Source organism: Marisediminitalea sp., assembly GCF_984433645.1.
On sequence record NZ_CFIDRX010000024.1, the window covers coordinates 1 to 26,566 of the forward strand.

The window sequence follows — 26,566 nt, forward strand, 5'->3', positions numbered from 1 at the left end:
CGAAACGCCCTGAATAAAGGTATTGGCAACCGGGTCGGTTACCATGTAGTCGAGGCTGTCTGCCAGCACCAGAGCAACAATGTTTGATTGTCCCTTACGCAGGATTTGAGCGGCGCGATTCGGGCCGGTATAGCCGATTTTCTTGCAGGCTTCGAGGATTTCCGTGCGCTTCGCCGCTGATAGTTGATCCGGGCGGTTAAACGCATTCGAAATTGTAGCAGTAGACACGCCTAACTCTTTGGCGACATCTTTTAGCGTGAGCTTCTTCATAGCAAGTGTACTGTTCTTGTAATTGTGTATTTACGCCTACTGTGTGCAAAAGGCAATCAAAGAGTAGACCTTCTTAATCAATTTAAGTTTAACTTATTTTTAAAAAAATATTAGCATAAAACAACATCTTAAAAAGCTAAATCGTTTAACTTTTTTGATTTTGAAAGCGGTTGCAATTGGTTAATAATAAAACAAGATTAAGAACAGTAAGTTAGCCGTTAAGTTGCCAATTAACGGGTACCGAAGATTTTGTCGCCGGCATCTCCCAAACCAGGCAGGATGTACCCTTTTTCATTTAAACGGTCATCAATAGCAGCGGTATAAATGTCTACGTCAGGGTGCGCAGCAACAACAGCATCAATGCCTTCTGGCGCAGCAACAAGAAATAACCCCATGATTTTCTTACAGCCTTTTGCTTTCAGCAAATCGATGGTAGCGATAAGCGTACCGCCCGTTGCCAGCATAGGATCAACAATCAGCGCCGTGCGCTTGTCGATGTTCTTCACGACTTTGTCAAAATACGCAACCGGCTGCAATGAGGTTTCATCACGGTACAGCCCAACCACGCTGATTTTCGCATTCGGGATCAGTTTCAATACACCATCCAACATACCTAAACCGGCGCGAAGAATCGGCACAATGGTAATTTTCTTCCCTTTAATGCTCTGCACTTTTAACGGTTTACCCGTCCAGCCACTGATCTCTACGGTTTCAGTAGGCAGTGCGCGTGTCGCTTCGTAGGTTAGCAGATTGCCGATTTCACCCGCCAACTCGCGAAAATCCTTACTGCTTATTTGCGCTTCCCGCATTAAGCCAATTTTGTGTTGAATCAGTGGATGTTGAATTTCGTGAATGGCCATAATCAATCAGTCCTTTAATAACGGGGCATGCGCACAAATATACCTTAGAGCCCCGCTCAGGAAAAGTCAGCGACGAGCAGTTACTGAATAGCGGCGATTACCCGGTCGCTATGCCGCGAAAATAGCTCTCGAATTGTGTCGACTGGCTGGCCTTTCCGAAGATTCACAATCACAGCATAACGTTTGTTTCGCACCGCTTCTCGCACCACATCGATAATTTCAGTGCGGTCAGGGCGCAAACTCAGTAATCCGGCAACAAATAAACCAATAAAAATACCCGGGCTGATCATTGCAATATAGGTGAACAGTGGATTGTTCTGCGTAAGTGCAGGTCCGAACTCTACTAACACATACGCCACAATCATCCCGATCAACAATCCGGCACCACCGAGAATAAGATGCGAGTACCACATCATTTTACCCAGTTCTTTACTCTCGCCTTCCAGTTTGCGATTGAAGTTCGGATCATTAGGACTGATAACCGTAATTTGCTCAGGCGCTAAAGAGGTTTGGCGAATCACTTCACTGATCGTCTGTTTTGCTTGTTCCTGTTCGGTAAAAATTGACGCCAGCTGGGTATTATCGGCCCCCGCTAACTCTGTACGAATAGGATGTTGGGTTGTCATCTTAAACTCCTTCGACATCTCAATCATTGAACTCTACGCTATTACATTCAAGCCCCACGCCATAATTTTAGCCAACTGATTTTATTTAGATTTTTTCATTTTGTGTGTGTTATTAAGCAGCACTTTGCTGCCAGCGAGGTCAGTATTTGCTGGCCCGATTGAAAAAATTTCCCACCCGCAAAGTATTGACCCAAATTAAAACAAGTGTTTAAATTTGGCCAAATTAAAACACTTGTTTGATTTTTTAAATCAAACTGCAGTACGCCTACACATTAAGGAACCTCAATGCTCTTCTGGATAATCGTTATTGTTGCCGTAGTCTATGTATTTCGGTCAACCTCATTGCGTCAGCAATGGATAACCGGCCCTGCTTTTAAACTGTTTAAGCGCGTGTTACCGCCACTCAGTCAAACAGAACGCGAAGCCATGGAAGCGGGTTCTGTGTGGTTAGAAGCGGACTTGTTTAAAGGTCAGCCCGATTGGCAAAAGCTATACGACCTTGCGCTGCCAGAGCTGACGGCAGAAGAGCAGGACTTCATTGACAATGAAGTGACCGAGCTCATGTCGCTGATCGATGATTTTGATGCGGTACACAACCGTAAAGATTTCAGTGATGCAGCCTGGCAATACATGCGTGAAAAAGGCTTTTTCTCGCTGATTATTCCTAAAGAGTACGGCGGTAAGGCATTCTCAGCACTCGCGAATTCAACCATTGTATCTAAGATTGCCAGTCGTTCACTGAGTGCCGGCGTGACGGTGATGGTACCCAACTCCTTGGGTCCCGGCGAACTGCTCAGCCACTATGGTACAGAGCAACAAAAAGACTACTGGTTGCCTCGCCTGGCCAGTGGCCAGGACATTCCCTGCTTTGCCTTAACCGGGCCAGAGGCGGGCTCTGACGCTGGGGGAATTCCGGACACAGGCATTGTCACTCTGGGTGAGTTCGAAGGCAAAGAGACGTTGGGTATTCGCCTGAACTGGGAAAAACGTTACATCACACTCGCCCCTGTTGCTACAGTGCTGGGCCTGGCGTTCAAACTTCAGGATCCGGATGGCTTACTGGGTGACAACAAACACATTGGCATTACCTGCGCGCTTATTCCAACCAGCCATGCCGGCGTTGAAGTGGGTAACCGTCACCTGCCGCTTGAGCAGGCATTTATGAACGGCACAACCCGCGGTAAAGATGTGTTCATTCCACTGGATTGGATCATTGGTGGCAAAGACTACGCAGGTAAAGGCTGGCGCATGCTGATTGAGTGTTTATCTGCAGGCCGCGGCATTTCATTGCCCGCTCTGTCTGCAGGTAATGCACACCTTAGCGCGCAGACGACCGCAATTTACAGCGCTATCCGCCAACAGTTTGGTTGCTCTTTGTATGAGTTTGAAGGTGTTCAGGACGGTCTGGCCCAACTGGCAGCCAATGCCTATAAAGCAGAAGCGATTCGACGTTTAACCGCAGGGGGAATCGACCTCGGTCAGAAGCCCGGCGTTGTAACTGCCATTGCAAAATATCACATGACGGAGCTGGCTCGTGAAAGCATCAATATCGCCATGGATATCCACGGTGGTAAGGGTATCCAGATGGGACCGAATAACTACCTGGCTTCCCTGTACACGGCACTTCCTGTCTCGATCACCGTAGAAGGCGCTAACATTCTTACCCGCAACCTGATGATATTTGGTCAGGGTGCGACACGCTGTCACCCTTATGTGTTTGAAGAAATGATGGCTGCCGCAGAGCCTGACTTCCAGACAGGCTTAAATCAATTTGAACCCTTGCTGTTTAAGCACGTTAAATTTGCCGTGGGTAATGCATTTGCAGCATTCTTCGGCGGGCTCACCGGTGCGCGTTTTGTCCGTGTAACCAAACAGGATGCCAACAAGCGACACATGCAGCAAATCCACCGAATCAGTAAAGCTCTGGCATTCTGCTCAGATATCGCCATGCTGATGCTGGGTGGTGAACTGAAACGCCGTGAAATGCTGTCGGCCCGCCTGGGAGATGTATTAAGTGAACTGTATATGGCGAGTGCCGTACTCAAACACTTCTATGCGACTGGCGCCAACCCACAACAACAGCCTTTAGTTGACTTTCTGATCCGCGAGAGCCTGGTAAATTGTGAAGCCGCACTGAAAGGTTTCTGTCGCCACATTTCTAATCCGGTTGTCGGCGTGTTGCTTAAACGCCTACTATTCCCGTGGGGAACCAGCTTCACCGAAGTTAACGATGGCGTTAAAACCCAGTTAGCCACAACGCTTTGTACCGACGATGCATTCAGAAACAACCTCACGCCACTGTGTTACGTTGGGCGTGAAGAAGACGATGCCGTGCGTGTACTGAATGACGCAATGACGGCAATCGATAACCTGACGCCGCTGATGAAAAAGGTGCGGGCTGCTCAGCAAGCGAAAACCCTGCCTCGCAAAGGCAGCATTTTCCAACTTCGCGAAGCCGCACTGGCAGCCGGTGTACTGTCTGAATCTGAAGCAGACCAGGTAGCCCAGGCAGATGCGCTTCGCATGCGCGTTATTAACGTAGACGAATTCGACTTCTCGTTAGACTCAGTCGTCAACGCCTAACCCACAAACAATTGTTCCACCTCATTGGCTGGCATCGGTTTTGCCAGCCAGTACCCTTGAATATAGTCACATCCGAACGAGGCCAGTAATTCGCGCTGCGCCTCGGTTTCCACCCCTTCAGCAATAACCGACAAGCCGAGGTTTTTCGCAAGCTGACAAATGGTTAATACAATGGCCTGCTGCTCGGGCTGTTCGTCCATATACTGCACGAATGAGCGATCAATCTTGATTTTATCGACCGGGAAACCGCTCAAATAGGCCAGCGACGAATAGCCGGTTCCAAAGTCGTCAATTGACAGACTCACGCCTAATTCACGCAATGCCACCAGCACCTGACGGGCAGCTGCACCGGTTTCCATTACCGAGGTTTCGGTCAATTCGAGTTCTATGAGGGATGGCGGCACGCCGTAACTGTCAAGTCGGCGTGCGATGCCCTGCACAAAATCGGGCTGCATAAACTGACGCGGCGAAATATTGATGGCAATTTGGATGCCTTTCCCTTGTTGATGCCATCTGCGCACCTGATCAAATGCCTGGTCCAGCACCCATTCGCCCAGCGGTAAAATAAGACCACTGCGCTCTGCAATCGGTATGAATTCAGCAGGCGAGATAAAGGTGCCATCATCAAACCAACGCAGCAGGCTCTCACAGCTTTTTACCTGCCCTTCAGCAAGGTGTTGTTTGGGTTGGAAATACAGCGTCAGCGCGCCGTCGTCGATGGCTTTCTCCAGCCTTTGCGTGATCATCAGGCGGCGCTGGTGTCGGTCACCGTCGTCATTACTAAAATAGTGGACCTGTTTGCTGGCCGAAATTGCCGACTCAACGGCAATATTAGAATGCAACATAATACTGGCGTAATCCGCACTTTGCGCAGGGTATACCGTGCATCCAAACGTTAAATGAAACCGCATATCGCCAATTGGCGTGTGCAAGGCCTGGGTAAACTGTTTAGCCAGATGGTCTATGCACTTTGTCGCCAGGGTGTCGGGCGCAACTAGTAACATAAAGCACGCATCGGCGATGTGAAACAGTTGGATCGTGTTCGATAAGTTGTTCGCCAATGCGGTGGTTCTGGCCTGTAGCACTTCACCAACCTGATAAACACACAACAACGCATCGGCCAACCCGTAGTTTTCACTGAGCACCTTAAAATCAGTCACATCGATCATGATGGCCGCAAACCCGCGTTGCTGCTGTAGGTGATCGTTTACCACTTTTTCAAGAAACGTGCGATTACCAATATTCGTCACAGGGTGATGATATGCCTGAAACGCCAGTGCATCCTCCGCTTCCTGACGCTCAGTAATATCCCTCAGGTGTAAGTCAAAGGTTTGATGGTCCGCAATCCAATGGCTTTGCATCAGGTAATGCCGATGAGCAATTGTTCGCGTGTGCTGCGAACAGGCATCGCCGGCATACTTAGCGGATTTCAGATAGTTATTTAGCCAGTTGGCGGGCAATGTCGCTTCCGCCTCATGGTTCTCGAATAGCTCACCCAGGAGCGGTGTTGCGGCGGGATTGGCATAAAGCAGGTGTCCTTTTGCATCCAGGCGAATTACCGGATTGGGGTTACGCTTGGGAAACAAAGCCAGCTTTTCGTTCTCTGAGCTGAGCAGGATAAACCGGGCGGCATGTCGTCCAAGGTAAATGCTCATCCCCCCAACGCCCACAGAAAAGACAATAACCAACCACACGGTAACCGACAGTAAGTCACGAATATTGTCGTAGCCGTGTGCCACTGATGCATTAATCTCGGCCTCGATTTCCGTTAGCAAAGGTAAAGAGGCTCTGCGCAATTCACTGATCTCCGCTAACTGTTCACGGGCAAGATCCCAGTCGGTGAAATCCGCCGCCAGATTTTCATCCAACGCTTTGGCCGTGTCATAGGCCGACAACAAGTACGCGTTCACCATCCCAATGGCATGGCTATCGCCACCGTCGTTACTCACCGTAGTCAGTAAGCTGGTGAGCTGATGAAAGTTGTGCATGTAGTTGTCGGTATACAGTGCCGGCTCGGTCGTGGCGTAGTATTCGTACAGGATACGTTCTTGTTCGCTAAGCAGTCGACCCACCTGTTGGGTCTCACTGTAAAGCGCCAGGTCATGAGACATAAATCGCATGGCCGTCTCCTGCACTGATTGTGCAAGTGCGTACACGCTCAATGCCAGCAGGCTGCCGAGCAAGGTTATTACAATATAGGTCCGTCTGGTTTTTGTGGCTAAGTGCGTTTCATTCATGATGTGCGTGCCTCGTTGTCTCTAAGTGAAGACCTTGTCTTTACAAGGAAACTTTCAAATTAAGATGAACTACCTGAACAAATTAGCAGTAGCTATTACAATTAGCATGAATGCGAATAAAAAGGAGGTGCGTTATGGATAAAATCACCGAGCTTTCTGAAGTCGTTGAGAATTTTTTAAAAAGAGAATCGTCTGCCGGCATTATTCTAATGGCGGCCACTGCCCTTGCCCTTATCATCGCCAACTCCCCGCTTGATGTGTATTACGATCAACTCATCTCGCTTCCCGTGATAGTCGCTGCCGGGGACTTTCGTATCGACAAGCCGCTACTGCTATGGATAAACGATGGCTTAATGGCTGTTTTCTTCTTTCACGTCGGGCTGGAGCTAAAGCGTGAACTATGCGAAGGCGAACTGTCTAACCCGCGAAATTTAATCCTGCCAGCCAGCGGTGCCGTTGGCGGCATGGTGTTTCCTGCCCTGATCTACGTGGCCATTAACTGGGGTAATCCCACTGCCATGTCAGGCTGGGCCATCCCTGCTGCTACCGATATTGCCTTCGCGCTTGGGATTATGGCTTTATTGGGCAGTCGGGTACCGGCCAGTTTAAAAGTCTTCCTGGTCACGCTGGCCATTATTGATGATATCGGTGCCATTGTGATCATTGCGCTGTTTTACACCGACAACATTACAGAAGTTGCGCTCATGATTGCCGCGGCGTGTTTTGCCGTTCTGTGGTTAATGAATCGCCGACGCGTTGTTGATCTGCCCGGGTATATCATTGTTGGCGTTGTACTGTGGGTCGCACTGCTAAAATCCGGGGTACATGCCACGCTTGCAGGCGTTCTGTTAGCGGCTTTTATCCCCATGCGCAACCCAACGGATCCCCTCGATTCTCCGGTGATCCGGCTTGAACACGAACTAAACTCGGCGGTTAGTTTTGCAATACTGCCTATTTTCGCCCTGGCTAACGCCGGTATCAGCTTTTCAAACATTAGCCCTGAAGGCATTTTACATCCGGTGACTTGGGGTATATTTCTGGGCCTGGTAGTGGGTAAACAGGTTGGCGTATTCCTGTGTTGTTGGCTGGTCGTCAAAATGCGGCTTGCCACCCTGCCAGAGGACCTGAATTTCCGCCACCTGTATGGCTGCGCTGTTCTTTGCGGTGTGGGCTTCACGATGAGCTTATTTATTGGCGGATTAGCGTTTGAACAAACAGGAGTTAACTCTATTTTCGATGAACGCGTTGGAATTCTGGCCGGCTCAGGGCTCTCTGCTCTGCTTGGGTATGCAGTGCTCTATTGGGTCGGACAACAGCAGGTACGCAATTAATCAACGGGCTTTTAACGCAACAATTCGTTGGGACACGCGAACAAGTGTGTCCCGTTGCTAAAGCGATTTATTCATGTAGTCAAAAATATAGTCCCGCAGACATTGCGCCCGTTTTGACAGCAGTTTTCCACCTGGCCAGATCAGGAAGATGTCCCGCACTTCGCCTTTCCAATCTGGCAGAATACGAACGGCTTCACCGTTGTCGAGTTCGTTTTTCACTTCTGTTAGAGGTACCAGTGCGATACCTTGGGAGTCCAATACAAAATACTTCACAAAAACCGGATCATTGATTTGCGCGCGACACTGCGGGTAAAGCGTGAAGTTCTGGCTGTTTACGTGATTGTGTAACACCCATTTTTTACGCATGGAAATTCCTATCAGATTGTGTTCAACCAATTCTGATGGATGAGATGGTTCCCCATGCGCTTTCAAATACGCTGGCGTGGCAATCAATACCGTTTCCAGCTCGCCCAGGCGGCGTTGATAAAAAGAGGAGTCGGGCTGCTTTCCAATTCGAATAGCCAAATCAGCCTGGGATTCTATCAGGTCCATCTGGTGGTTACTGAGTTCAAGATCCAATTGGATATCCGGGTATTCGTTAGTAAACGACACCCACATTGCTCTTAGAATCCCGTGTGAGATATTGACCGGCGCCAGCACCTTCACTTTTCCTGCCAGCTGTTGATTCTCCTGACTCAACACCTGTTGCGCCTGATTAAACTGCTGAACTAACTCGGCATAGGTTTGAAAATAAACCTCTCCGTCATGTGTAAGCACCAACTTTCTTGCAGAGCGATGCATTAACTTTACACCCAGCTGCGCTTCTAAACGCTGAATGCGTCTGGTGACCGTGGCGGCGGGTAACTTTACCTGTTTAGCGCCGGCGGCCAGGCTACCTCGGTTAACCACTTCTACAAACAAGGCGATGTCATCAAGCATGATTTCATTTTTGCAATTTTAAATTATCAGATAAGACATATTTAACATTAACGCAATCGAATATACTAGGTACTGTTGCTTATTTAAACGAATTACAGGAGAACAATCGATGATCCATAGACGATACACGCAATTAGTCTTCTCCTTCATGATGGCGTTATTCATGTCGGGGATTATGTCTTTAGCGGTGTTGCTCATTAATGTGGGCGCCAACGCAGGCACTATCACTCGCTGGCTAACAACCTGGCCGATGACCTTTTCCATTGCACTGCCGACAATACTGCTGGTTTCACCCGTAGTGAAACGACTCGTCGACCTGATGATGGTAAATCCAGCCGAAGCAGACATTGAAGTAGAGTAAAAAACGCTTAGCACTCAGCTGTGTCGCGCACCCTTAACGGCGCGACACCGCTAAGTTTCAGACACAAAAAAGGCACCAAGCGGTGCCTTTTGTTGTTTATTGTAAGGTGGCGTTACTGCGCCGCAAGAAAGGCGTCAAAGTCAGACTGGTAGGTATCTTTCAACCGTAAGCACTGATTCGATTCATCCATCATGATGTCATAACTACGCGCCATGCCTTCAAACTGGTCTTTCAGCGGGCCGTAGAACGCGATGGCCTTTGCCAGATTATCAGCGTCACAGGTAGTAGACACAAACTCAGGCATACGCGATACGTGATAAGCCGGCATTTTTGCAACGAGTGCATCGGTGTTGGCTTTTAACCAGGTATACAGTGGCGTTTGATCTTCCAGGTTACGTGCAACCGTTACGACCATATACACAGTATTGGCAGGCGTTACGTCATCACCCAGTGCTAAATCAAGCAGCTTATTCACCGTTGCTTCATCGTCAAAGCTCATTGAATACAACAGCGTATTCTTAACATTTGGCAGTTGGCTCGCACGGAATGTTTTCAGAATAGTATCGAACCAGGCAGTTTTACCGTCCTGTTCAGTGGTAACACTGAGTGCAGTGCGGGCTATACCACTTGGTACGCTTGTTGTGTCTGCAACATACTGTTTTGCCAGTGCTTCACTCTTTTCAATCAACGAGGCATTTTGGCTGTGGTGACCCAACAAAGAATACAGTTGATTTCTCAGACGAATCACACTCTCTTCATCGTTGTCACCCTGAGTCAGTGTTAGCTTGTCCAGTAATGGCATGTATTTGTCATTCAATAACTTGGCAAACGCCTCTTCGTTGTCGTCATTTACCAGGTAAAGGAACTCGCTCAGCGTGCCTACCGACGCACGAATAACAACAGGGTCATCGTCCTGTGCTAAGGCGTTCAGTACTTTCATTACACTGTCGATACCCACTTTGCCGCCATTTAACAGCGCCTGCATGTTGTACAACACGTTTTTCTTTTCACGGTTGTTCAGCACGTTCAGGTCGGCTAACAGGTTGTCTAACTGGCTTTCCGGAATCGACCAACGGAAATAGCCTGTCGCATTGTCGTTAGGGAATACCCAGTCAGCCTCTGCTAGCTGCGGTAAACGGGTTGACGATTTGTCGACAAACACGATTTCACGAGAAATTTTGCCGTCTTTTTTGTAGCTGATATTCAGCGGCACCGCCCAGTTTTGCGCGTCAACTTTAGCACCAGCATAGTGATAACGCTGTTGCGAAACCGAACCATCTGACGCAACTTCAATAAGCGGATACCCTGGCTGTTCCAGATACGCTTTCATCATGGCGCTCAGATTAAAGTCCGAAACTTTGTCCAGCGCAGCCCACAAGTCGTCGGCCTGAGTGTTGCCCCATGCGTGCTTTTTCATGTAAGCACGGATACCTGTACGGAAGTTGTCTGTCCCGATCAGCGATTCGATCATTTGCAGAATAGATTCGCCCTTCGAATAGTTCAGACCCAGCCCGTCCATTACGTCTGGCTGACTCTTCACCACTTTCTTGACGGGTTTTACGGTTGGGCTGGCATCGGCACCAAACGCGCCTTCCTGAATAATACGGTCGCGGAAATTTAGCTCCGGGTACAATTCCATCATGACATAACTTGCCATCCAGGATGCAAAGGCTTCATTCAGCCACAGGTCATCCCACCATGCCATGGTAACCAGGTTGCCGTACCATTGGTGAGCAAGCTCGTGGGCAATGACATTCAGAGGGCCTGAGCGCTCTGCTAAACCCGGCTCATCTTCCAACAACAGCAGGCTGTCACGGTAGGTAATTAAGCCCGCGTTTTCCATTGCGCCGTGGGTAAAGTTTGGAACTGCAACGAAATCCAGTTTGCGGTAGGGATATTCAATACCGAAGAAGTCTTCCAGCGCCGTTAAAATTTCTGGTGTGTGTTTTACGACAAATTTGGTTTTGTCTGCATAGCCTTTTGGCACGTAAATCTTACCCGGCACTTTCAGGCCTGTCAGTTCAACGCTGTCAAATGGGCCGACTGTATACGCAATCAGATACGTTGGCATTGGCTTGGTTTTCATGAACGTTACGGTTTGCATACCGTCTTTCACTTCATGTTTTTCCACCGGCGTATTCGATACCACCACCTGTTTCTCAGGCGAAGTAATGGTCATTTGGTAAGGAATTTTGAAATTTGGCTCGTCGAAGCTTGGGAAAGCACGACGGGCATGCATGTCTTCAAACTGCGTGAAAATATAGTTTTTATTTTCAAAACTGGACAGGTACATGCCATCAGAAGAGGTGTTCACCTTGCCATGAAAATGAATCTTAAGGGAATAAGTACCAACGGGTATCTCGCGGGTCGCATAACCCCAGTTAATATCGTAGTCGCCCTTTTCAATAGCTAACGGGGTAATTCTTTGGTTCTGGACCAATTCCGCACTGTCTACCTGTAAATCCAACTGGTAGAAGCCGACGCGCTGGGTAGGCTTGGTAATGTCAATATCGATGATGGTGACACCGCTGTATTCAGGGGTATCAGGGTCGATATTTAAATGGATTTTTTGAAAAGTTGGCTGAATGCCCGATGGCAAACGATACTCAACGTCCCTGGCCATTGCGTTTGTTGCAAGCAACAAAAGCACACAACTGGCCCACGCCAATAGTCGTTTCATTATTTGTCTCCACTGTCGAAAGATGAACGTGTTTTGGTTTTTATTGAGGTGGGAATAATACCACTTACTCCCATTTAGCGTGACAGAATAAAGTGTAACGAACTGTTGTGCTGTGTAAACTGAACCGAAATACAGGTAATTCGTCTAAAACTGGTAACCCAACAGTGCAATTTCAGGGGCAAAGGCCCGTTCAATATGCTGGCGCTGCTGCTGGCTGTAGATTTCCCGATAGTGCCGACGGTCCTTGCGATAATTGCCTTTGGCGTTAACTAAACGCGCTCCCGCGCATGGCACTCCCAATTCGCTGAGCAACTCAAACAGCTCTGCATTCAGGTTCTCATACCGCAGCACGCGGTCAACCATAACCTGTCCTTGTTCGTCAGAATACAGCGGGTAATTCAAACAAAGTGCCGTATTGGCCAGATAATCCGTGAAGCTACCCGGTGGATTAGACCCCCGCAAACACATATGAAAATGTGACAGCGTTTTGTCCCAGGGATTGCGATCGACGCAAAATGTGGTGTAAGACCGCCAAATGTCAGCGCCCACGCGGTGCTTTACATCCTGAGCACCGGAATGATTTCGAAAGCGTCGTCCTTTTATCCAATCTGTCGCCGATTTAACGTTATACCCGGTTCGTTGCCGGGATAGCTCGGCTGATAGTGGCCAGCGCCCTTTGTAGTTGCGGGCCACATGCCCAAGCTCTGGCGGGTAAATGGGTGTACATACATCCCTGTCGTCACACAAAGACGATAAAAGCACTTCTATGCTCGTGCCGGCAGTCTTGCGTGTTTTTATGAAAATAAAACGGTATTTGTGGGAAATTATCACAGTAGAAACACTCAATATCACAACGAGAATACGCTATAGAGTGCGCATCTATTGAGTGTTTCACTCCTTTAAACAACCTTTACAATGACTTACTTATTAGAAAGGTACTTTACCCAGTCAATGACGTTGGCGAACCAGTCTACGCGGTGGCGCATACCAAATCCGTGACCGCCATCCGGCACAATTAACATTTGTACGCTGACGTCTTTTGTCCGCAAGGCATCAAAGTAGTGCAGCGCGTTTTCCACTATCACAACAGTATCGTCTGTGGCGTGAACAAGATACGCCGGTGGCGAGTCAGCCGTCACGTTCAGTTCATTGGAAAACCGAGTGATAAGGCCGGTGTATTCCGGCGTGTCCGCGGGCTCACCAATAAGCAGGTTTCGCGAGCCTTCATGGGTTAACTCCGCAGTCATACTGATCACCGGATAAATCAATATCTGAAATGCCGGCTTTACTGAGTTTATGTGCTGTTTCAATACCGGTTTCGCAAACTGGGTTGCCGCACTGGCGGCTAAATGCCCACCCGCTGAAAAACCCATTACACCAATGTTGTCAGGATCTACAGAGAACGATTTAGCTTGTTCTCGCACGGTAAAAAGGGCTTGTTGCACATCCTGAAGGGGGCCTTCATAGGTGACTTCCATAGTGGAAGGTTTGGGCATACGGTAGTGCAACACAAAGGCTGCGATGCCATTGGACGCAAACCGGCGGGCAACATCCTCGCCTTCTTTGATTGTAGATAAACCAAAATAGCCGCCACCCGGGCAAATAATAACGGCGGGCGACAACGCATGTTGTTGCTCGGGTAAATATGCCGTCAGAGACGGTTTAGACACAGCGGCAACAAATTTATCACCCGGGCTTTCCCGATGAATCACTCCGGGGTTATCTGACACTATGGCGCCGGGTATGCCGTCTTTGTAAAGCTGCACCGGTTTAACAGACACCTCAGCATTGGTTTGAAATGCCAGTAACAGTAACGAAATCACTGCCAGACGCAGACAGCAAGACACAGATGTTAACCACGAACGCATAAAATTCCCTTGTTAAGTTCCTGTAAACAAAGACCATAACACCGGATAACGTTAACGCACAACGAATATAGCAGCCACCAGCTTCGTTGGTTCAGATGTAAAACGACCGGCAAATGCCGGTCGTTTTAAGTTGCTTGAGCCTTTTAGGTTGATGCCCGAATGGCTATTCCACGAAGCCTTCGTTTGCTTTTACCGTAAGCGGGTGATAACCCGGCTTGGCTTCTTCAAATGCTTTTTTAGCAAATGCTTTGCCCTCTGCGGTTTGCGATAACGCCTGATACAGTGGTTTCACCAGCTTGTTACGGCCAATCGATACCAGATAGCTATACAACCGCTCGTAGGCTGGCTCATAGTTATTCTTCACCGCGATCATCAACCAACTATGCGCAATTTCATTGTTGGAAGACTGAGTTAAATTAAAGGCTTTATCCAGCGCAGCCAACTGTGCATCAGTTAATGCTTCCGGCATATTGTTCAGGAAGTACAGCCACTCGTGCACTGTCCAGCTTTGCGTATTAATACTGCTGGCTGGTACCTCTCCCGCTAAAAAGTGACTTCTTGCCTGATCGATAAGTTCAAACGCGTCCGATGTAGGTACTGGCGCACCGGCAGGAATGCCCGGGGTAAAAATCCATTCCTGAATGCGGGCTTTGTCGAGCTTGTCTGCGTAATCGGCTAACAGTGTTTTATCGAGGTATGCAACAAACTCGTCAGTGGTAATACTCTTAAACGCGAAATGCTGAAAATAATTCACCAGGAATTTATCGAACTCTGCTCTGCCGACTTTCTGCTCTAACTCTCTCAGAAACAGTGCGCCCTTTTCGTAGGGGATATTTGAAAATACGTCGTCCGGGTTCCGTCCGCGTAAATCAATCGCCAGAATCTCATCGTTTTCTGGTAGTGCTGCCACATCGTCTGTCAGATCCTGATAGCCCAGTACCGCTTCTTTGCGATAACGGTCGTGGCCGTACACCATTTCCATGATGCGATAAGTGAGATACGTGGTGAACCCTTCGTTCAGCCACAGATCGCGCCAGGTGGCATTGGTGACCGTATTACCCGACCAGCTGTGCGCCAGTTCATGGGCAATAAGCGATACCAGGCTCTTGTCGCCGGCTATCACGGTAGGCGTTATGAAAGACAGGCGGGGGTTTTCCATGCCTCCAAACGGAAACGATGGCGGTAGAATTAATAAATCATAGCGATCCCAGCTGTACGCACCGTAGGTCTGCTCCGTGACTTCGAGCATACTTTCGGTATCTTCAAACTCCTCGGCGGCGGCATCCAGTAACGCTGGCTCGGCGTAAACGCCGGTTCTTTCTCCCATCGCTTTGAACTGTAAATCACCAATCGCCAGGGCAATCAGATAAGACGGAATTGGCTGTGGCATAGTAAAGTCATACTCGCCGTCTCTCGGCGTGTCCGGGTCGTTCGAAGCGCTCATCACTGCCAGCAGCTCTTCAGGCGTTTTTATTTTAGCCGTATAGGTTACGCGCACCTGAGGAGAATCCTGCAGCGGTATAAAGCTTCGTGCATGCACGGCTTGCGCCTGAGTAAACAGGAAAGGATGTTGCTTTCCGGCCGTTTGCGCAGGCGTTAACCATTGCACGCCCGACGCTTGTGGAGAGGTCTGGTAAGAAACCGTGACCTGATTAATACCTTCCGGCACCTGAATACGCAGAGCAGCACCCAGTTCAGGATCCACCTCGTCCAGCGTAAAAGCGAGGCTTTCGCCGTTGGCAGAAACCGACTGAATATTCAGATCCCGAGTATCTAACACTAGCTCGCTGGCATCCGCGGCAAGCTTGTCAAATGTGAGAGTCACGCTGCCTTTTAACCGCTTTGCGTCGAAGTCTGCGGTTAAATCCAAATCCAGGTGAGTGACTTTCATCTCTCCAGGATTTGACAGCGAATGATAGTCTACGCCAGATTTGATTTCTGCCATCGCAGGCGCAGCTGCATCGGAAGAAGAAGTAGAAGATTCAGGTGTAACGCTCTGAGGAGAGCAAGCTGCAACAGCTACCGCCATTGCGACAGAACTTAAAAACTTTTTCATGGTATGTCGTCTGTTGTGATTATTATTTCACAACATGATGCCATAAAATGGCGGCAAGACGGCATTAAACCATCATGTTTTTTATTGTGCCCACAGCATTTTTAAACGCGCAAAATAAAAGCGCCTTTCAAACAAAAGGCGCTGTGGGTAACTATTAACTAACGAGTGAGTGCGTTACAAACGGAACTGACCAACCAGAGATTCCAAATGGCGCGTTTTGTCGTTCATAACGTCGCAGGCGTCTTTGTTCTCGGCCGATGAATGCGCAAGCTGACTCGTTTGCTCATTGACTTCGTTTACGCGTACACTGATATCGCCAGATACCTGACTTTGTTCCTGCGCAGCAGACGCAATTTCTGCGTTCATCTGATTAATGGTCTGTGTAGCTTTAGCGATGGCCAGTAATGCTTCCCTGGTAGCTTCAACCCGGTGTTGCGTTTCCTGACTCTTGGAAATACTGGCTTCCATGGTGGTAAGCGCAGATTGTGAGCCACTTTGTAACCGCTGTATCATATCCTGAATTTGTTCAGTACTGGACTGTGTTTTACTTGCCAGGCTACGTACTTCGTCAGCAACAACAGCAAATCCGCGACCCTGCTCCCCTGCCCGGGCAGCCTCTATTGCCGCGTTCAACGCCAGTAAGTTGGTCTGCTCAGCGATATTCTCGATAACCTGCAGTAGGTTAACAATAGCATCGACGTCACCACCAACGCGTTTCACCACCTCACTGGCCCGACTAATTTCATCTACCAGTTCATTCATACTGCTGACGCTTTCCCATACCGTCTTGTCGGCAATATTGCCTTGCTGCTCGGCTTCCTGTGCCGCATCGGCAGCAGCATCTGCATTTTGGGTCACGTTCATCGAAGAAGCTGACAGCTCAGTAATCGCGGCCGCAATCTGGTCGGTATTACCTTGTTGTTCCGCTGCAATTCGGTCTAATCGCGCCGCTCGTTCATCCAGCTTACCCGTCTCCGCCTTAATATCCTGGGTCACATCGCGGATCATGCACATCATACTATGCAAATTGCCGAGCAACTGATTGACATATTTAGCCAGTAAGCCAATCTCGAACTGATCATCGACTTTGACCTTACGGGTAAGATCACCATTACCTTCAGACAATAGCTTGATTGAGCTGGTGATCTGATCCAATGGCTTGCTAATGCTGCGTCTAACCAGTAGCCCAACAAAAAAGACCACCGCCACTAACACCACGCAAGTCAATACCAGCAGCGTAACCAGCCCATTTCGTGTGGAGTATACGTCTTCTTCTATGCCCGCAAGATGCCGCTCAACTTCGTCAATGTAGAAACCGGTACCAATCATCAGGTCCCAATTGGGAAAATACGCAGAATACGACAGCTTGGGATAAGGCTTAGTATCGCCAGGTTTCGGGAAGTAATAAGTCACATAATTACCGCCTTCGGCGAATTTATTCAGCTTACCGGCCTTAACCAACTCGCGAATGAGATAAGTACCGTTGCTGTCTTTCAGATCCCAATAACTGTTGCCAATACCCGCCGGATTGCTCCCGTTGAATACGCGTATACCGTTATTGTCGTAGCCAAAAAAGTAGCCGGACTCACCGTAAGAAAAACGGCTTAGCAAGGCAACGGCTTCGTCTCTGGAGCCGCCATTTTCATAGATAGGCTTCACTAAACTAACCGCAATTTCTACCAATGATTTAGCTTCGTGTTCACGATCATCAACAAGCAGCGTTCTGCTGCTATCCAGGCGATTTTCAGCCAATTGATTTACCTGAAAAACAGTGAAGGCTGTTAACACAACCCCCAGCACCACAACGGGTACCAACGACAGTAACAATAATTTTTGTTTTATGGAGAGTGCCACCTTCTTACTCCTGTTACTTAACAAATACATAACAACTAGGCTAAGTATGGACTCTTACAGGCTTTTTGCAAAAAAAAGAGGATAAACCGAGGGAAAAACCGCACGAACTGAACAACTTAACAGTTTGGACAAAACAGAAACAAAAAAAGATAACTCTACTTCTTTGTTTTATATGAAAAAGCCCTGCGTTCAATTGAACTACAGGGCTTTCGAATGATACGAATTTAACCTAGTAACTTCGTCTATTCTGGAGTTGTCTGATCAGCGTGGTTCTATCAACGGGTACTGGAAAATCATGACTGGAATCCAGTACAAGTGAACTACCGTCTCTGAACACATATTGGGTGAGGTCTGAGGAAAGCTCCTTGCATTCTTTGCAGGTTCTGAAGCAATGTAACCAAAGATGCCCTCTGTCTACATTGAGGGCTGAATCTGCCTGTGTTGCGATTTTTTTTGATGTAGGAAAAGCACTTAAGGACATAACATGTCTCCGCGGCGTTACGTGTTTCTCGTACAACATTCGGAAGCACTATTTGTAGGGTCACCTCAAAGTTTAGCAGCAAAAAATAAATAAATTTTGATCTGTATCTAAAATTTTAAGATTTCTTAAATTGCTTAATAATTTTAGACAGATACTCACATACAAGTTAACAAATCGGCTTAGTTGGCCGTTTTGACCTTCTCTATAAAATCGCGCCAGGTCTCATTGGGTGTCCAAATCGCTTCCATGTCGGCGCGTGCAGTTGCTTCGTCTTCATTGAGTTGAGTAACGCGGTACAAATAAGTAAACGCTGAGCCTCGCCAGTTCAATTTGCAATGTGTGAGAACCACTTCACCATTGTCTTTGGCTTCATTCATTATGTCTGTGTAGCGCTCAAAGTCCGCAAGCGTCGGATTGTGCCAATCAACGGAAATGTTGTGGTACTGCATGCCCAGCGACTCTGCGATTTGCCGCTCCGCCTGGCGATCTCCTGGAATTAAATCGACAACACGATTTACGCCGCTTTTCGCCAACACTTCCAGGTGCGTATTGTCGGGCAAACCCGCACTGACCATTGTTTCGCTATTGATTTGGAAATTTTTAAGGCCACTCACATTGAGTTCGTTTTGATTTAACTTCGCTGGCGCGTTCAACGCCATTACCGCCAAACAGGCTCCCAGAAACAGTACATACATGTATTTCATTGACGTCAGATCCTTTTGATTTTCTCGTTATCGCTTCGTTAGTCTTGAATTAGCTTTAGTGTAGACAAATAACAGTAAAGATTCAGGAGCCGGCCAACGAAGAAAACCTTGTTCTCATCTTATCTTACGTGAACACTCACCCCAAAATACCGCGTCACCTTTGTTTTAAACCAGTAACTGCAGAATCACAGGACGTTCCACTGCACAGGCAATGTTAACGATATTGACTATACTTTAACCAATATGCAGTAAGAAGGTGCCTCCTATGCTTAGTTCACATCTAACATTTCAATTTCTCGCCGAGCCAACAGATATTAACTTTGGCGGCAATGTGCACGGAGGTATGGTGATGAAATGGATTGATCAGGCCGCTTATGCCTGTGCAGCTCAATGGAGTGGCAAATACTGCATTACCATTTCAGCAAATGGCATTCGCTTTATTCGCCCAATCAAAGTCGGACAGATGGTGCGGCTCGACGCCAGTGTTGTGCATACCGGCAGATCGAGTATGCATATCTACGTTGTTGTAAAAGCCATTGAGCCAAAGGTCAACGAACAGTGGATCACTAACCGGTGTTTTATTTCGTTTATGGCCGTAAATGAGCATGGCGAAGCAGCGGCAGTGCCCATGTATACGCCGCAAACTGAAGAGGACTTTCAACTGGAGTTAGTGGCGATGCATGCAAAGAATTTTGCCAAGCAACTGGACAACGACTTTGAGCAGTCTTTAAATCACAGCCACTAACCGCGCCGCAAAGTTGCGGTTATTCGCTTGGTTTGTCCTGCCAGGCCTGAGGTTGCCACAACTCAATTTTGTTGCCTTCCGGGTCCATGATCCAGGCGAATTTGCCGTTTTCATGTGACTCTGGACCGGCTTCAATATCTACGCCTTTACTCTGCAACTGCGCAAGCAGCTCGTCTAAATCGTCGACCCGATAATTGATCATAAACGGCGACTGACTGGGTGAAAACCACTCTGACTCCTTCGCCGCAACGTGCCATACCGTTAACCCGTTGTCGTTCGCCGTATCTTCCGCCCAGTTAAGAATAGCACCACCAAAATCCTCTAATTTAAAACCAAGGTGCTCGCTATACCACTTGGCCAACTCGCGATCGTTGTGCTTACTTTTAAAAAATACGCCACCAATACCGGTTACTTTAGCCATCATATTCTCCATGCGTTGTGTTTAGGTATAGCTGAATAAAACCGCTTTGCCGCAATTTACTCTCACCAGGAAAAAACCAGACATAAGCCTGGCCTTACCTGGCATTACTTACCGCCACGATTTTTTCAGGCATTAACCCTACGGAATGTACCAAGGCCATAGCGTACCCTGGCCCTTCGTTTGTCAGTGCTGATGCAGGCAAATAAAAATGTTTGAGCGCTGTCGATTGCAACAAGGCGGCGTCAATGATTTGCCAGGTATTCTCGTAATACACTTCCGTCCACGCGTGCCCAAATGCCTGTATTGACGTTGATTCCTCGACAATGACCGTGCCAACAACCAGCCGTGCCGGCAAACCAAGTGATCGAGCCAGGGCTGTCGTGAGTGCTGCGTATTCAGTGCAATCACCGCTGCGTTGAGTGGCTACCACAGACGCAAAATTAAATCCGTGAATATAGCTTGGCTGGTCGATGTATTGATTAACGTACTCCGTAAGATCTGACAATTTCCAGGGCTGTGCCACCCAATGCATAAACTCACTGGCAAACTGCTTGGTGCTGGGTTCGTTAATATCGATAACAAAGCTATCGGCTAAAAAGGCAGTTTCTACGCTACCGTTGTAAACCGGCCGCTGTGTAATGGTAAGGGTCAACTCAGTCGCCGTTGCCTGCAGGATGTCTATGCCTTCCCACGCCTTCAACGCCGCTTTTAATTTAGTCGCTTCAGAGGTGACCAGCGTCGCCTGAATACTATTCTGTAAAGGCAAAGACTGCTCTGCGTCGAGTTCAACCGAAATTGAAGCCATTAACGGCGCAGTATCGGCGCTGACCGGAACATGCCAGAGCAGCACCCATAACGAAACCAGCCACCTCACGGCAGCACCGGTTTACCATGCAGATAAATAAGCTCCATCTGCATTTTCAAAGCACCTCTGGACAATGTGCCTTGCTCAAAAATACCGTGTTCTTTGGCCTGGAATTCCATCACTAATGCGCCCATGTCCAGTTTGAAATTGGCGTTCGGACTGTCGATTTTGCTTAAATTCACTTCCAGCGCACTGAGAGGATCGGCGTCTGGTGCCCACATGTGGAATGTCGCAGAGGACTTATCTGATTGCTTCAGTATTTCTGTTTCCAGGTAGCTGCCAAGACCAGACAATAGCCAACTGTTGTAGTCTAGCTTGCCGCTAACCGCTTTGCCTTGCAGTTCGCCTTCAACATACCAGGCATCTTCGTTGTAGCTAATGGCATATCTAGACGCCAGGGTACTGTTTTCAATCGCATATTGATTCGCATTAATTAACGAACCGTCGGCCCGACTCCAGGAGGTGGAAACGTTGTCAGAAGTGGCAACAGAACTGGTATCAACGGGGAAAATATAAGCGCTGTAATTTTCAATACCAACGTCACCGTCACTGTCGACACTGAATACTTCACGGCTAAAACCAACGGGCATGCCATTTATTGAAACCCGATAAACCGGGCTAAAAAATGTAGCGGTATTGTGAGGTTGAGCAAAAGCCTCAACAAACGCGTCGAACACTGAACGGAATGTCGCGCGATAGCCAATTTCGTTGTGGGTACAAATTTGCAGGCTTTGTTCGGTTTGCGCAGACATGGCCTTAATGACACCGGATACTTTTTCTGCGCCCTCTCCGAGCATGTATAACGTATCGAGTTGCAAATAAGGTGTAGCGCCAGTTAGCCCACTGTCAATGGCATAGTTGAACTGACCCGATAGACTCTTGCCGTTAAGTGCTTCAGCACCTTGCAGGTTGTGCTTGATAATGGCGTTCAGGGAATTAGCAGGGCCGTCAAATTCAGTAAATACATAACATTCAACTGGCGAGCCGGTACCAATATTGATGTTGTAGTACCAATACCCTTCTTCTTGCTCTTCTAACGACAACGCGCCAGGCACTTTACCTTTTGCACTTAATGCGGTGAGCTCAAAATCACTGGTGTTTGCAACGGTGACTTCTCTGGCCATCGCGTCGGTAAACCACGCAGGGAAATCTCCCAAATCGATTAAATCCACCGCATTGGCAAATGGCGCAACAACAGCGAAACTCCCCGCAATACCAAGTGATTTCAGCGAGTTTAAAACAGCAGACTTCATATTCGTCCCTTTGAATAGTTATTTCCTGACCGTCTAGCATACGCATTTGTAAAGACTTTGACTATTTAAAATAAATGCGAGGCCAGCGCTCAACAAATCATCGTCTATACTCAATAGTGAAGTCTAATGACCCAACTTCACTACGCGCTTCTGCACAGCGCCTGGGGTGGCAGAAAACATCGAGCTGAGGGTAAATGAAAAAAGCACAAGTACCGCACGTGTCTCAGATAGATCCATCGGAGCAGGAAAAGCTGATTGAATCAGAAAAAATGGCCGCGATGGGCGGGTTGGTTGCCGGTGTTTCTCATGAAATAAATACACCACTGGGCGTAAACATTGGTAACTGCTCATTACTTATAGAGCTGTTAGCTGAAGTACGTCGGGACTTCGATGACGGTAAGTTAGATGCGAATCAGTTTGACGAATTCCTCAATACGGCCCAGGACCTGACATCGAGCATGCTGAAAAACATGCAGAGGGCGTCTAGGTTACTATCGAGTTTTAAGCGCGTAGCAGTGAAAAACACCGACGAGGCGTCAAAGTTAGAAACCGTTGATTTAGCTGAATTAGTGGCCGAATTTGTGCAAACGTATAATGCCACTTCGAATAACTCGATCATTACATTCAACACCCGAATCCCCCCTAACGTTAATGTATCCACCTACCCAACGGTCATTCTTCAAATTCTGGCTGCGCTTACTTCGAATGTTATTATTCATGCCTTTGCGCCTGGCCAGAAACAGTGCGAGATCACCATTAGCGTTGCGCCCGCCGGTGACGGCTATCAGCTTTCATTTACCGACAATGGCAAAGGCGTTGAAGAAGACGAACTAAAGAAACTGTTTGAACCTTTCTATACCACCAAACGCGGTGCAGGCAATGCCGGTCTGGGTTTAAGCATTGTGTACAACATGGTTAAAGCGGTGCTTCACAGCGATATAAATTATGAAAGCGCGCCAGGTAAAGGCTTTAGTGTGTCATTTAAACTACATAATATTATGGAAGAGTCTACTGAGTAGTAGCGATTACCAAGTGATTACCACCAGCAACTCAAGCACCTGTTTTCACAGAGTGATAATGGCCTGGCGTTGTACTCCAACTCATCGTCGCGATAGCGTTGTACCGCGCACTGCAGGCCCCTCTTTTTGACTTAAACAACAGCTCCCCAATTACCAGATACTTTTCTACCTGTACCACTGTATCAAAACCACCAAATTGTTAATTTAATTAACATTTTCGAAATAAGAATTAAACATTATGAAATGTTGTTTATTGCTAGAGATCACGACCGGATCACCTAGTATCGGCCCTTGTTGCGGTCTCATCCTGCCTCTCTGAGTGGCGGCAATGATGTCTGGCAGCACACCTTTACACATCTTTGAATGGCACAAACAAAGTTAAAAGGAAACAAAAATGGGCACAAAATCAAAACGCTTGGCAATGGGACTTTCATTGCTCACCTGCAGTTTAGGCGTCACGGCACAAACACTATACGAAAATGAAACCGGCACTCACGATGGGTTCTACTACTCATTCTGGAAAGACAGCGGCAATGCCAACTTCACTTTGCAACCCGGCGGACGCTACCAGTCTCAATGGAATAGCAGCACCAACAACTGGGTAGGCGGTAAAGGCTGGAACCCCGGAGGAAGAAAAACCGTTAACTATTCCGGCTACTATGGTGTAGACAGTTCTCAAAACTCCTATTTAGCGTTATACGGTTGGAGTCAGAACCCGCTCGTTGAGTATTACATCATCGAAAGCTATGGCTCTTACGATCCGTCTTCCTGCGCTGGCGGGGTGGATTACGGCACATTCCAAAGTGATGGCGCGACCTATAAAATCCGGCGTTGTCAGCGCGTACAGCAACCCAGTATTGAAGGTACACAGACCTTTTATCAGTACTTCAGCGTTCGCCAACCTATCAAAGGCTACGGCAATATAAGCGGCACAATTACCACCGGCAATCACTTCGATGCCTGGGCCAGTGTCGGGCTAAACCTGGGTACATTTAACTACATGGTTATGGCCACTGAAGGTTATCAAAGTAGCGGTAGCTCAGATATTACGGTAAGTGAAGGCAGTGCGAATTCGGGCGGCGGTAACTCGGGCGGCGGCTCTACAGGCGGCACAGGCTCTCCCTCTTCAACGGATATTGTAGTAAACGCAAGAGGTGTCACCGGTACTGAACATATCAATTTGTTAATCGATGGCAATGTAGTAGCCGATTGGACGCTGACTACCACAACATCGTCCTACGTGTATTCCGGCAATGCTGCCGGGGACGTGCAAGTCGAATACGACAACGACACTTCGGGTGCGGATGTCATCTTAGACAGTGTGTATGTAAACGGCGAAACTCGCGAAGCTGAGTCCATGGAATACAACACGGCAACCTACGGAAATGGTGAATGCGGTGGTGGCAGCTACTCTGAAACCATGCACTGCAATGGTGTTATCGGCTTTGGCGGCACAGGCGCATGCTTTAGCGGTAATTGTGCATCGGCATCACCGGGCGGAAATAGTGGCAACGATACCATCACGGTAAGAGCTCAAGGGGTAACCGGTAGCGAGCATATCAACCTGGTGATAGACGGTAATGTGGTAGCCGACTGGACACTGTCATCAACAATGGCTGACTACACCTATTCAGGCAGTGCATCCGGTAATTTACAGGTTCAATATGATAACGATGCCTCAGGCAGAGACGTCGTTGTTGACTATGTATTCGTAAACGGAGAAATCCGCGAGGCAGAAGACATGGAATACAACACGGCGAACTATGCCAACGGACAATGTGGCGGCGGCAGCTACGCCGAAACCATGCACTGTAACGGTGTCATCGGATTTGGCGATACCAATGCCTGTTTTAGTAACAGCTGTAACTAATCAGGCGAATTCACAAACTGTGTACATATAAACGAAAAAGGCGAACCACATATGGGTTCGCCTCTTAAAGTACATCGTCTTGGTTTAGTAAGTCATTGGCTTAGTTCACGACTAGCAGTTATGTGCGTACATGTAATTAAGTTGGTTAATTTACGATATTTAGTAATCGTAACCTTCTTCCCAACCTGAGTGCTCAGCATCTGCTGAGTACATCATATCAGCACAGCCAGAGTAATTATTTAAACTACCAGTATCATCATGCTCCCAATTTGCAGAGTTTGAATGACCATAGCCGTTAAAATTGGTTATGACCTTTGGTAAATCTTCTTCTATTAGGGCTTTATCTTCTGGAAAACTAGATGTATTCATAACTACTCACCTCCATATGCTTTATCCAGAAACTCTTCTGATATCCAAGAGTCTTCAAGAGCAAGATTTTCTGCCATTTCTGCCATTCTTCCACCGTCTTCATAATTCAATGCAAAGTCAAAGTTAGAAGCAATGACATCAAAGATATCGCTAGGCTCTTCGATAGAAGGATATATTCTTGAGTGATTAACTGATTGAGTATAATTTTCCCTAAACCAATCTTCAGCTTCGGCAACTAATATCGCACCACGACCTTCATGCGAGACTAGTGTTCGCCAATTCAAATACCCATATTCACGGGCTATTTCGTCTTGCACTTGCGTTAAAGTTTGAGATGAGTTTTTACAAACTAATTTTGCTTGCTTTTTAAGTTTGTTAATAAATGTATTAGTTATCGATGGCATAACGCCTCCGTATCTTACAATGCATTAAATGATGTCCACTTGAGTCAAACACATTGTGCCTTACGGGCTTATGCTAAATTTGATTTGAACTGAGCTATCTCGAAAAATATTTGCATGGACTGACAGGCTTTACTCAGTAGCCAGCCAATATCGTCACATGAGTTGCTCAAAAAGTCAACAACAGTTTTTTATGAAAAAACTCAGGATTACCTCCATGCTTTTAGTATTGTTTTAAATCGTTTTTAACTACCATGAGTTATGGCTGTAGTGGCATAGTGTATGGAGTTCATACTTGCTCACGAATTAGTTCATTTACTAGAGCGCCACCACAATGACAGATTCCGCTCTCTCATGGACAAGCATATGCCTAACTGGCGTGAACGCAGAGACTTACTTAATAGCTTGCCTCTGGCTTACGAAGATTGGAGTTATTAACACACTATGAAATCCACTTTTAAAGGAGGTTGAATTGGAACCTGACAGCTTTAACACTTCTAATATTATTTCCATTATTGCGCTAATAGTATCGATCATCTCTGGATTAGCAGTTGCTTTCTTCTCTGCATGGGTTACGGCAAAATATCAGAGTAAAATCAAAGCTATGGATTCTACAAAAAAGTTACGTGAAGAGTTTTATGGCCCTATTCTATCAATCCTTACTGAAAATGAAATGCTATACAATGAATTTGGTCCTAAAACATTTATAGGTCGAACGCCAGAAATTGCTGACGCAAAGGGGGCCACTTGGAATTCACTGAAAGATAAAGTTG

The 26,566-nt window shown here is 47.5% G+C and carries 24 protein-coding genes; 8 read left to right on the forward strand and 16 right to left on the reverse strand.

All coding sequences use genetic code 11. The annotated features are described in order from the left end of the window. From AC4MRN_RS05190 to AC4MRN_RS05200, 3 genes are all read right to left on the reverse strand, one after another. Positions 1-270, reverse strand: a 270-nt coding sequence (locus AC4MRN_RS05190; RefSeq protein WP_491202683.1) for a LacI family DNA-binding transcriptional regulator, incomplete at its 3' end; no start/stop codon positions are given. 230 nt (positions 271-500) lie between these two features. Continuing rightward, positions 501-1,130 (reverse strand): uracil phosphoribosyltransferase, encoded by a 630-nt coding sequence (gene upp, locus AC4MRN_RS05195; protein ID WP_073319626.1) that lies wholly within the window; start codon positions 1,128-1,130, stop codon positions 501-503. An 80-nt stretch (positions 1,131-1,210) separates the two neighbouring features. Further along, positions 1,211-1,756, reverse strand: a complete 546-nt coding sequence (locus AC4MRN_RS05200; RefSeq protein WP_073319629.1) for a hypothetical protein — start codon at positions 1,754-1,756, stop codon at positions 1,211-1,213. 285 nt (positions 1,757-2,041) lie between these two features. Here AC4MRN_RS05200 and AC4MRN_RS05205 point away from each other — a divergent pair, with 285 nt between their 5' ends. After that, positions 2,042-4,339, forward strand: a complete 2,298-nt coding sequence (locus AC4MRN_RS05205) for an acyl-CoA dehydrogenase (protein WP_491202684.1) — start codon at positions 2,042-2,044, stop codon at positions 4,337-4,339. Here AC4MRN_RS05205 and AC4MRN_RS05210 read toward each other — a convergent pair. After that, positions 4,336-6,576, reverse strand: a complete 2,241-nt coding sequence (locus tag AC4MRN_RS05210; protein WP_073319635.1) for a putative bifunctional diguanylate cyclase/phosphodiesterase — start codon at positions 6,574-6,576, stop codon at positions 4,336-4,338. The genes AC4MRN_RS05205 and AC4MRN_RS05210 overlap by 4 nt on opposite strands. Before the next feature lie 134 nt (positions 6,577-6,710). On the opposite strand from AC4MRN_RS05210, the gene nhaA reads away from it, so the two are divergent. Beyond that, complete coding sequence (gene nhaA / locus AC4MRN_RS05215) at positions 6,711-7,907, forward strand: Na+/H+ antiporter NhaA (RefSeq protein WP_491202685.1); 1,197 nt, start codon at positions 6,711-6,713, stop codon at positions 7,905-7,907. Between the two features lie 57 nt (positions 7,908-7,964). On the opposite strand, the gene AC4MRN_RS05220 is transcribed toward nhaA, so the two are convergent. After that, positions 7,965-8,846, reverse strand: a complete 882-nt coding sequence (locus AC4MRN_RS05220) for a LysR family transcriptional regulator (protein ID WP_073319641.1) — start codon at positions 8,844-8,846, stop codon at positions 7,965-7,967. Positions 8,847-8,955: 109 nt separating this feature from the next. Here AC4MRN_RS05220 and AC4MRN_RS05225 point away from each other — a divergent pair, with 109 nt between their 5' ends. Further along, positions 8,956-9,207 carry a DUF2798 domain-containing protein gene (locus AC4MRN_RS05225; RefSeq protein ID WP_073319644.1) on the forward strand — a complete coding sequence of 84 codons (252 nt, stop codon included), beginning with the start codon at positions 8,956-8,958 and terminating at the stop codon, positions 9,205-9,207. Positions 9,208-9,319: 112 nt separating this feature from the next. On the opposite strand, the gene AC4MRN_RS05230 is transcribed toward AC4MRN_RS05225, so the two are convergent. From AC4MRN_RS05230 to AC4MRN_RS05255, 6 genes are all read right to left on the reverse strand, one after another. After that, positions 9,320-11,887 carry a M1 family metallopeptidase gene (locus AC4MRN_RS05230; RefSeq protein ID WP_073319647.1) on the reverse strand — a complete coding sequence of 856 codons (2,568 nt, stop codon included), beginning with the start codon at positions 11,885-11,887 and terminating at the stop codon, positions 9,320-9,322. A gap of 144 nt (positions 11,888-12,031) precedes the next feature. Beyond that, positions 12,032-12,649 carry a hypothetical protein gene (locus tag AC4MRN_RS05235; protein WP_217653452.1) on the reverse strand — a complete coding sequence of 206 codons (618 nt, stop codon included), beginning with the start codon at positions 12,647-12,649 and terminating at the stop codon, positions 12,032-12,034. Positions 12,650-12,807: 158 nt separating this feature from the next. After that, positions 12,808-13,755, reverse strand: coding sequence for an alpha/beta hydrolase (locus AC4MRN_RS05240; protein WP_073319653.1), 948 nt, complete (start codon positions 13,753-13,755; stop codon positions 12,808-12,810). Between the two features lie 163 nt (positions 13,756-13,918). Next, a complete protein-coding gene (locus AC4MRN_RS05245) occupies positions 13,919-15,811 on the reverse strand; it encodes a M1 family metallopeptidase (RefSeq protein WP_491202686.1) in 1,893 nt (630 codons plus the stop codon). A gap of 174 nt (positions 15,812-15,985) precedes the next feature. Beyond that, positions 15,986-17,665 carry a methyl-accepting chemotaxis protein gene (locus AC4MRN_RS05250; RefSeq protein ID WP_491055371.1) on the reverse strand — a complete coding sequence of 560 codons (1,680 nt, stop codon included), beginning with the start codon at positions 17,663-17,665 and terminating at the stop codon, positions 15,986-15,988. A 660-nt stretch (positions 17,666-18,325) separates the two neighbouring features. Further along, positions 18,326-18,850 carry a protein tyrosine phosphatase family protein gene (locus tag AC4MRN_RS05255; protein ID WP_084526263.1) on the reverse strand — a complete coding sequence of 175 codons (525 nt, stop codon included), beginning with the start codon at positions 18,848-18,850 and terminating at the stop codon, positions 18,326-18,328. A 265-nt stretch (positions 18,851-19,115) separates the two neighbouring features. On the opposite strand from AC4MRN_RS05255, the gene AC4MRN_RS05260 reads away from it, so the two are divergent. Further along, positions 19,116-19,595, forward strand: a complete 480-nt coding sequence (locus tag AC4MRN_RS05260; RefSeq protein ID WP_073319663.1) for an acyl-CoA thioesterase — start codon at positions 19,116-19,118, stop codon at positions 19,593-19,595. Between the two features lie 19 nt (positions 19,596-19,614). Here the strand turns inward: AC4MRN_RS05260 and AC4MRN_RS05265 are convergent, their stop codons facing one another. From AC4MRN_RS05265 to AC4MRN_RS05275, 3 genes are all read right to left on the reverse strand, one after another. Then, on the reverse strand, positions 19,615-20,016 hold the full coding sequence (locus AC4MRN_RS05265) for a VOC family protein (protein WP_491202687.1): 402 nt from the start codon (positions 20,014-20,016) through the stop codon (positions 19,615-19,617). Between the two features lie 94 nt (positions 20,017-20,110). Beyond that, a complete protein-coding gene (locus AC4MRN_RS05270; RefSeq protein ID WP_491202688.1) occupies positions 20,111-20,890 on the reverse strand; it encodes a transglutaminase-like domain-containing protein in 780 nt (259 codons plus the stop codon). Further along, positions 20,887-22,134, reverse strand: a complete 1,248-nt coding sequence (locus AC4MRN_RS05275; RefSeq protein ID WP_491202689.1) for a hypothetical protein — start codon at positions 22,132-22,134, stop codon at positions 20,887-20,889. The genes AC4MRN_RS05270 and AC4MRN_RS05275 overlap by 4 nt, the downstream gene beginning before the upstream one ends. Positions 22,135-22,328: 194 nt before the next feature. On the opposite strand from AC4MRN_RS05275, the gene AC4MRN_RS05280 reads away from it, so the two are divergent. Both AC4MRN_RS05280 and AC4MRN_RS05285 read left to right on the forward strand, forming a co-directional pair. Further along, positions 22,329-23,153: a sensor histidine kinase gene (locus AC4MRN_RS05280; protein WP_491202690.1), complete on the forward strand. Its 825-nt coding sequence runs from the start codon at positions 22,329-22,331 to the stop codon at positions 23,151-23,153. Between the two features lie 394 nt (positions 23,154-23,547). Beyond that, a complete protein-coding gene (locus AC4MRN_RS05285; RefSeq protein ID WP_491202691.1) occupies positions 23,548-25,023 on the forward strand; it encodes a glycoside hydrolase family 11 protein in 1,476 nt (491 codons plus the stop codon). A gap of 159 nt (positions 25,024-25,182) precedes the next feature. Here the strand turns inward: AC4MRN_RS05285 and AC4MRN_RS05290 are convergent, their stop codons facing one another. Further along, positions 25,183-25,392: a hypothetical protein gene (locus tag AC4MRN_RS05290; protein WP_491202692.1), complete on the reverse strand. Its 210-nt coding sequence runs from the start codon at positions 25,390-25,392 to the stop codon at positions 25,183-25,185. Between the two features lie 2 nt (positions 25,393-25,394). Further along, positions 25,395-25,796, reverse strand: coding sequence for a hypothetical protein (locus AC4MRN_RS05295; RefSeq protein ID WP_491202693.1), 402 nt, complete (start codon positions 25,794-25,796; stop codon positions 25,395-25,397). Between the two features lie 279 nt (positions 25,797-26,075). Between AC4MRN_RS05295 and AC4MRN_RS05300 the strand changes: the two genes are divergently transcribed. Together AC4MRN_RS05300 and AC4MRN_RS05305 are read left to right on the forward strand one after the other, a co-directional pair. Further along, positions 26,076-26,231: a YgjP-like metallopeptidase domain-containing protein gene (locus tag AC4MRN_RS05300; RefSeq protein ID WP_491202694.1), complete on the forward strand. Its 156-nt coding sequence runs from the start codon at positions 26,076-26,078 to the stop codon at positions 26,229-26,231. Between the two features lie 34 nt (positions 26,232-26,265). Further along, on the forward strand, positions 26,266-26,566 hold a 301-nt coding region (locus AC4MRN_RS05305; protein WP_491202695.1), incomplete at its 3' end, for a hypothetical protein.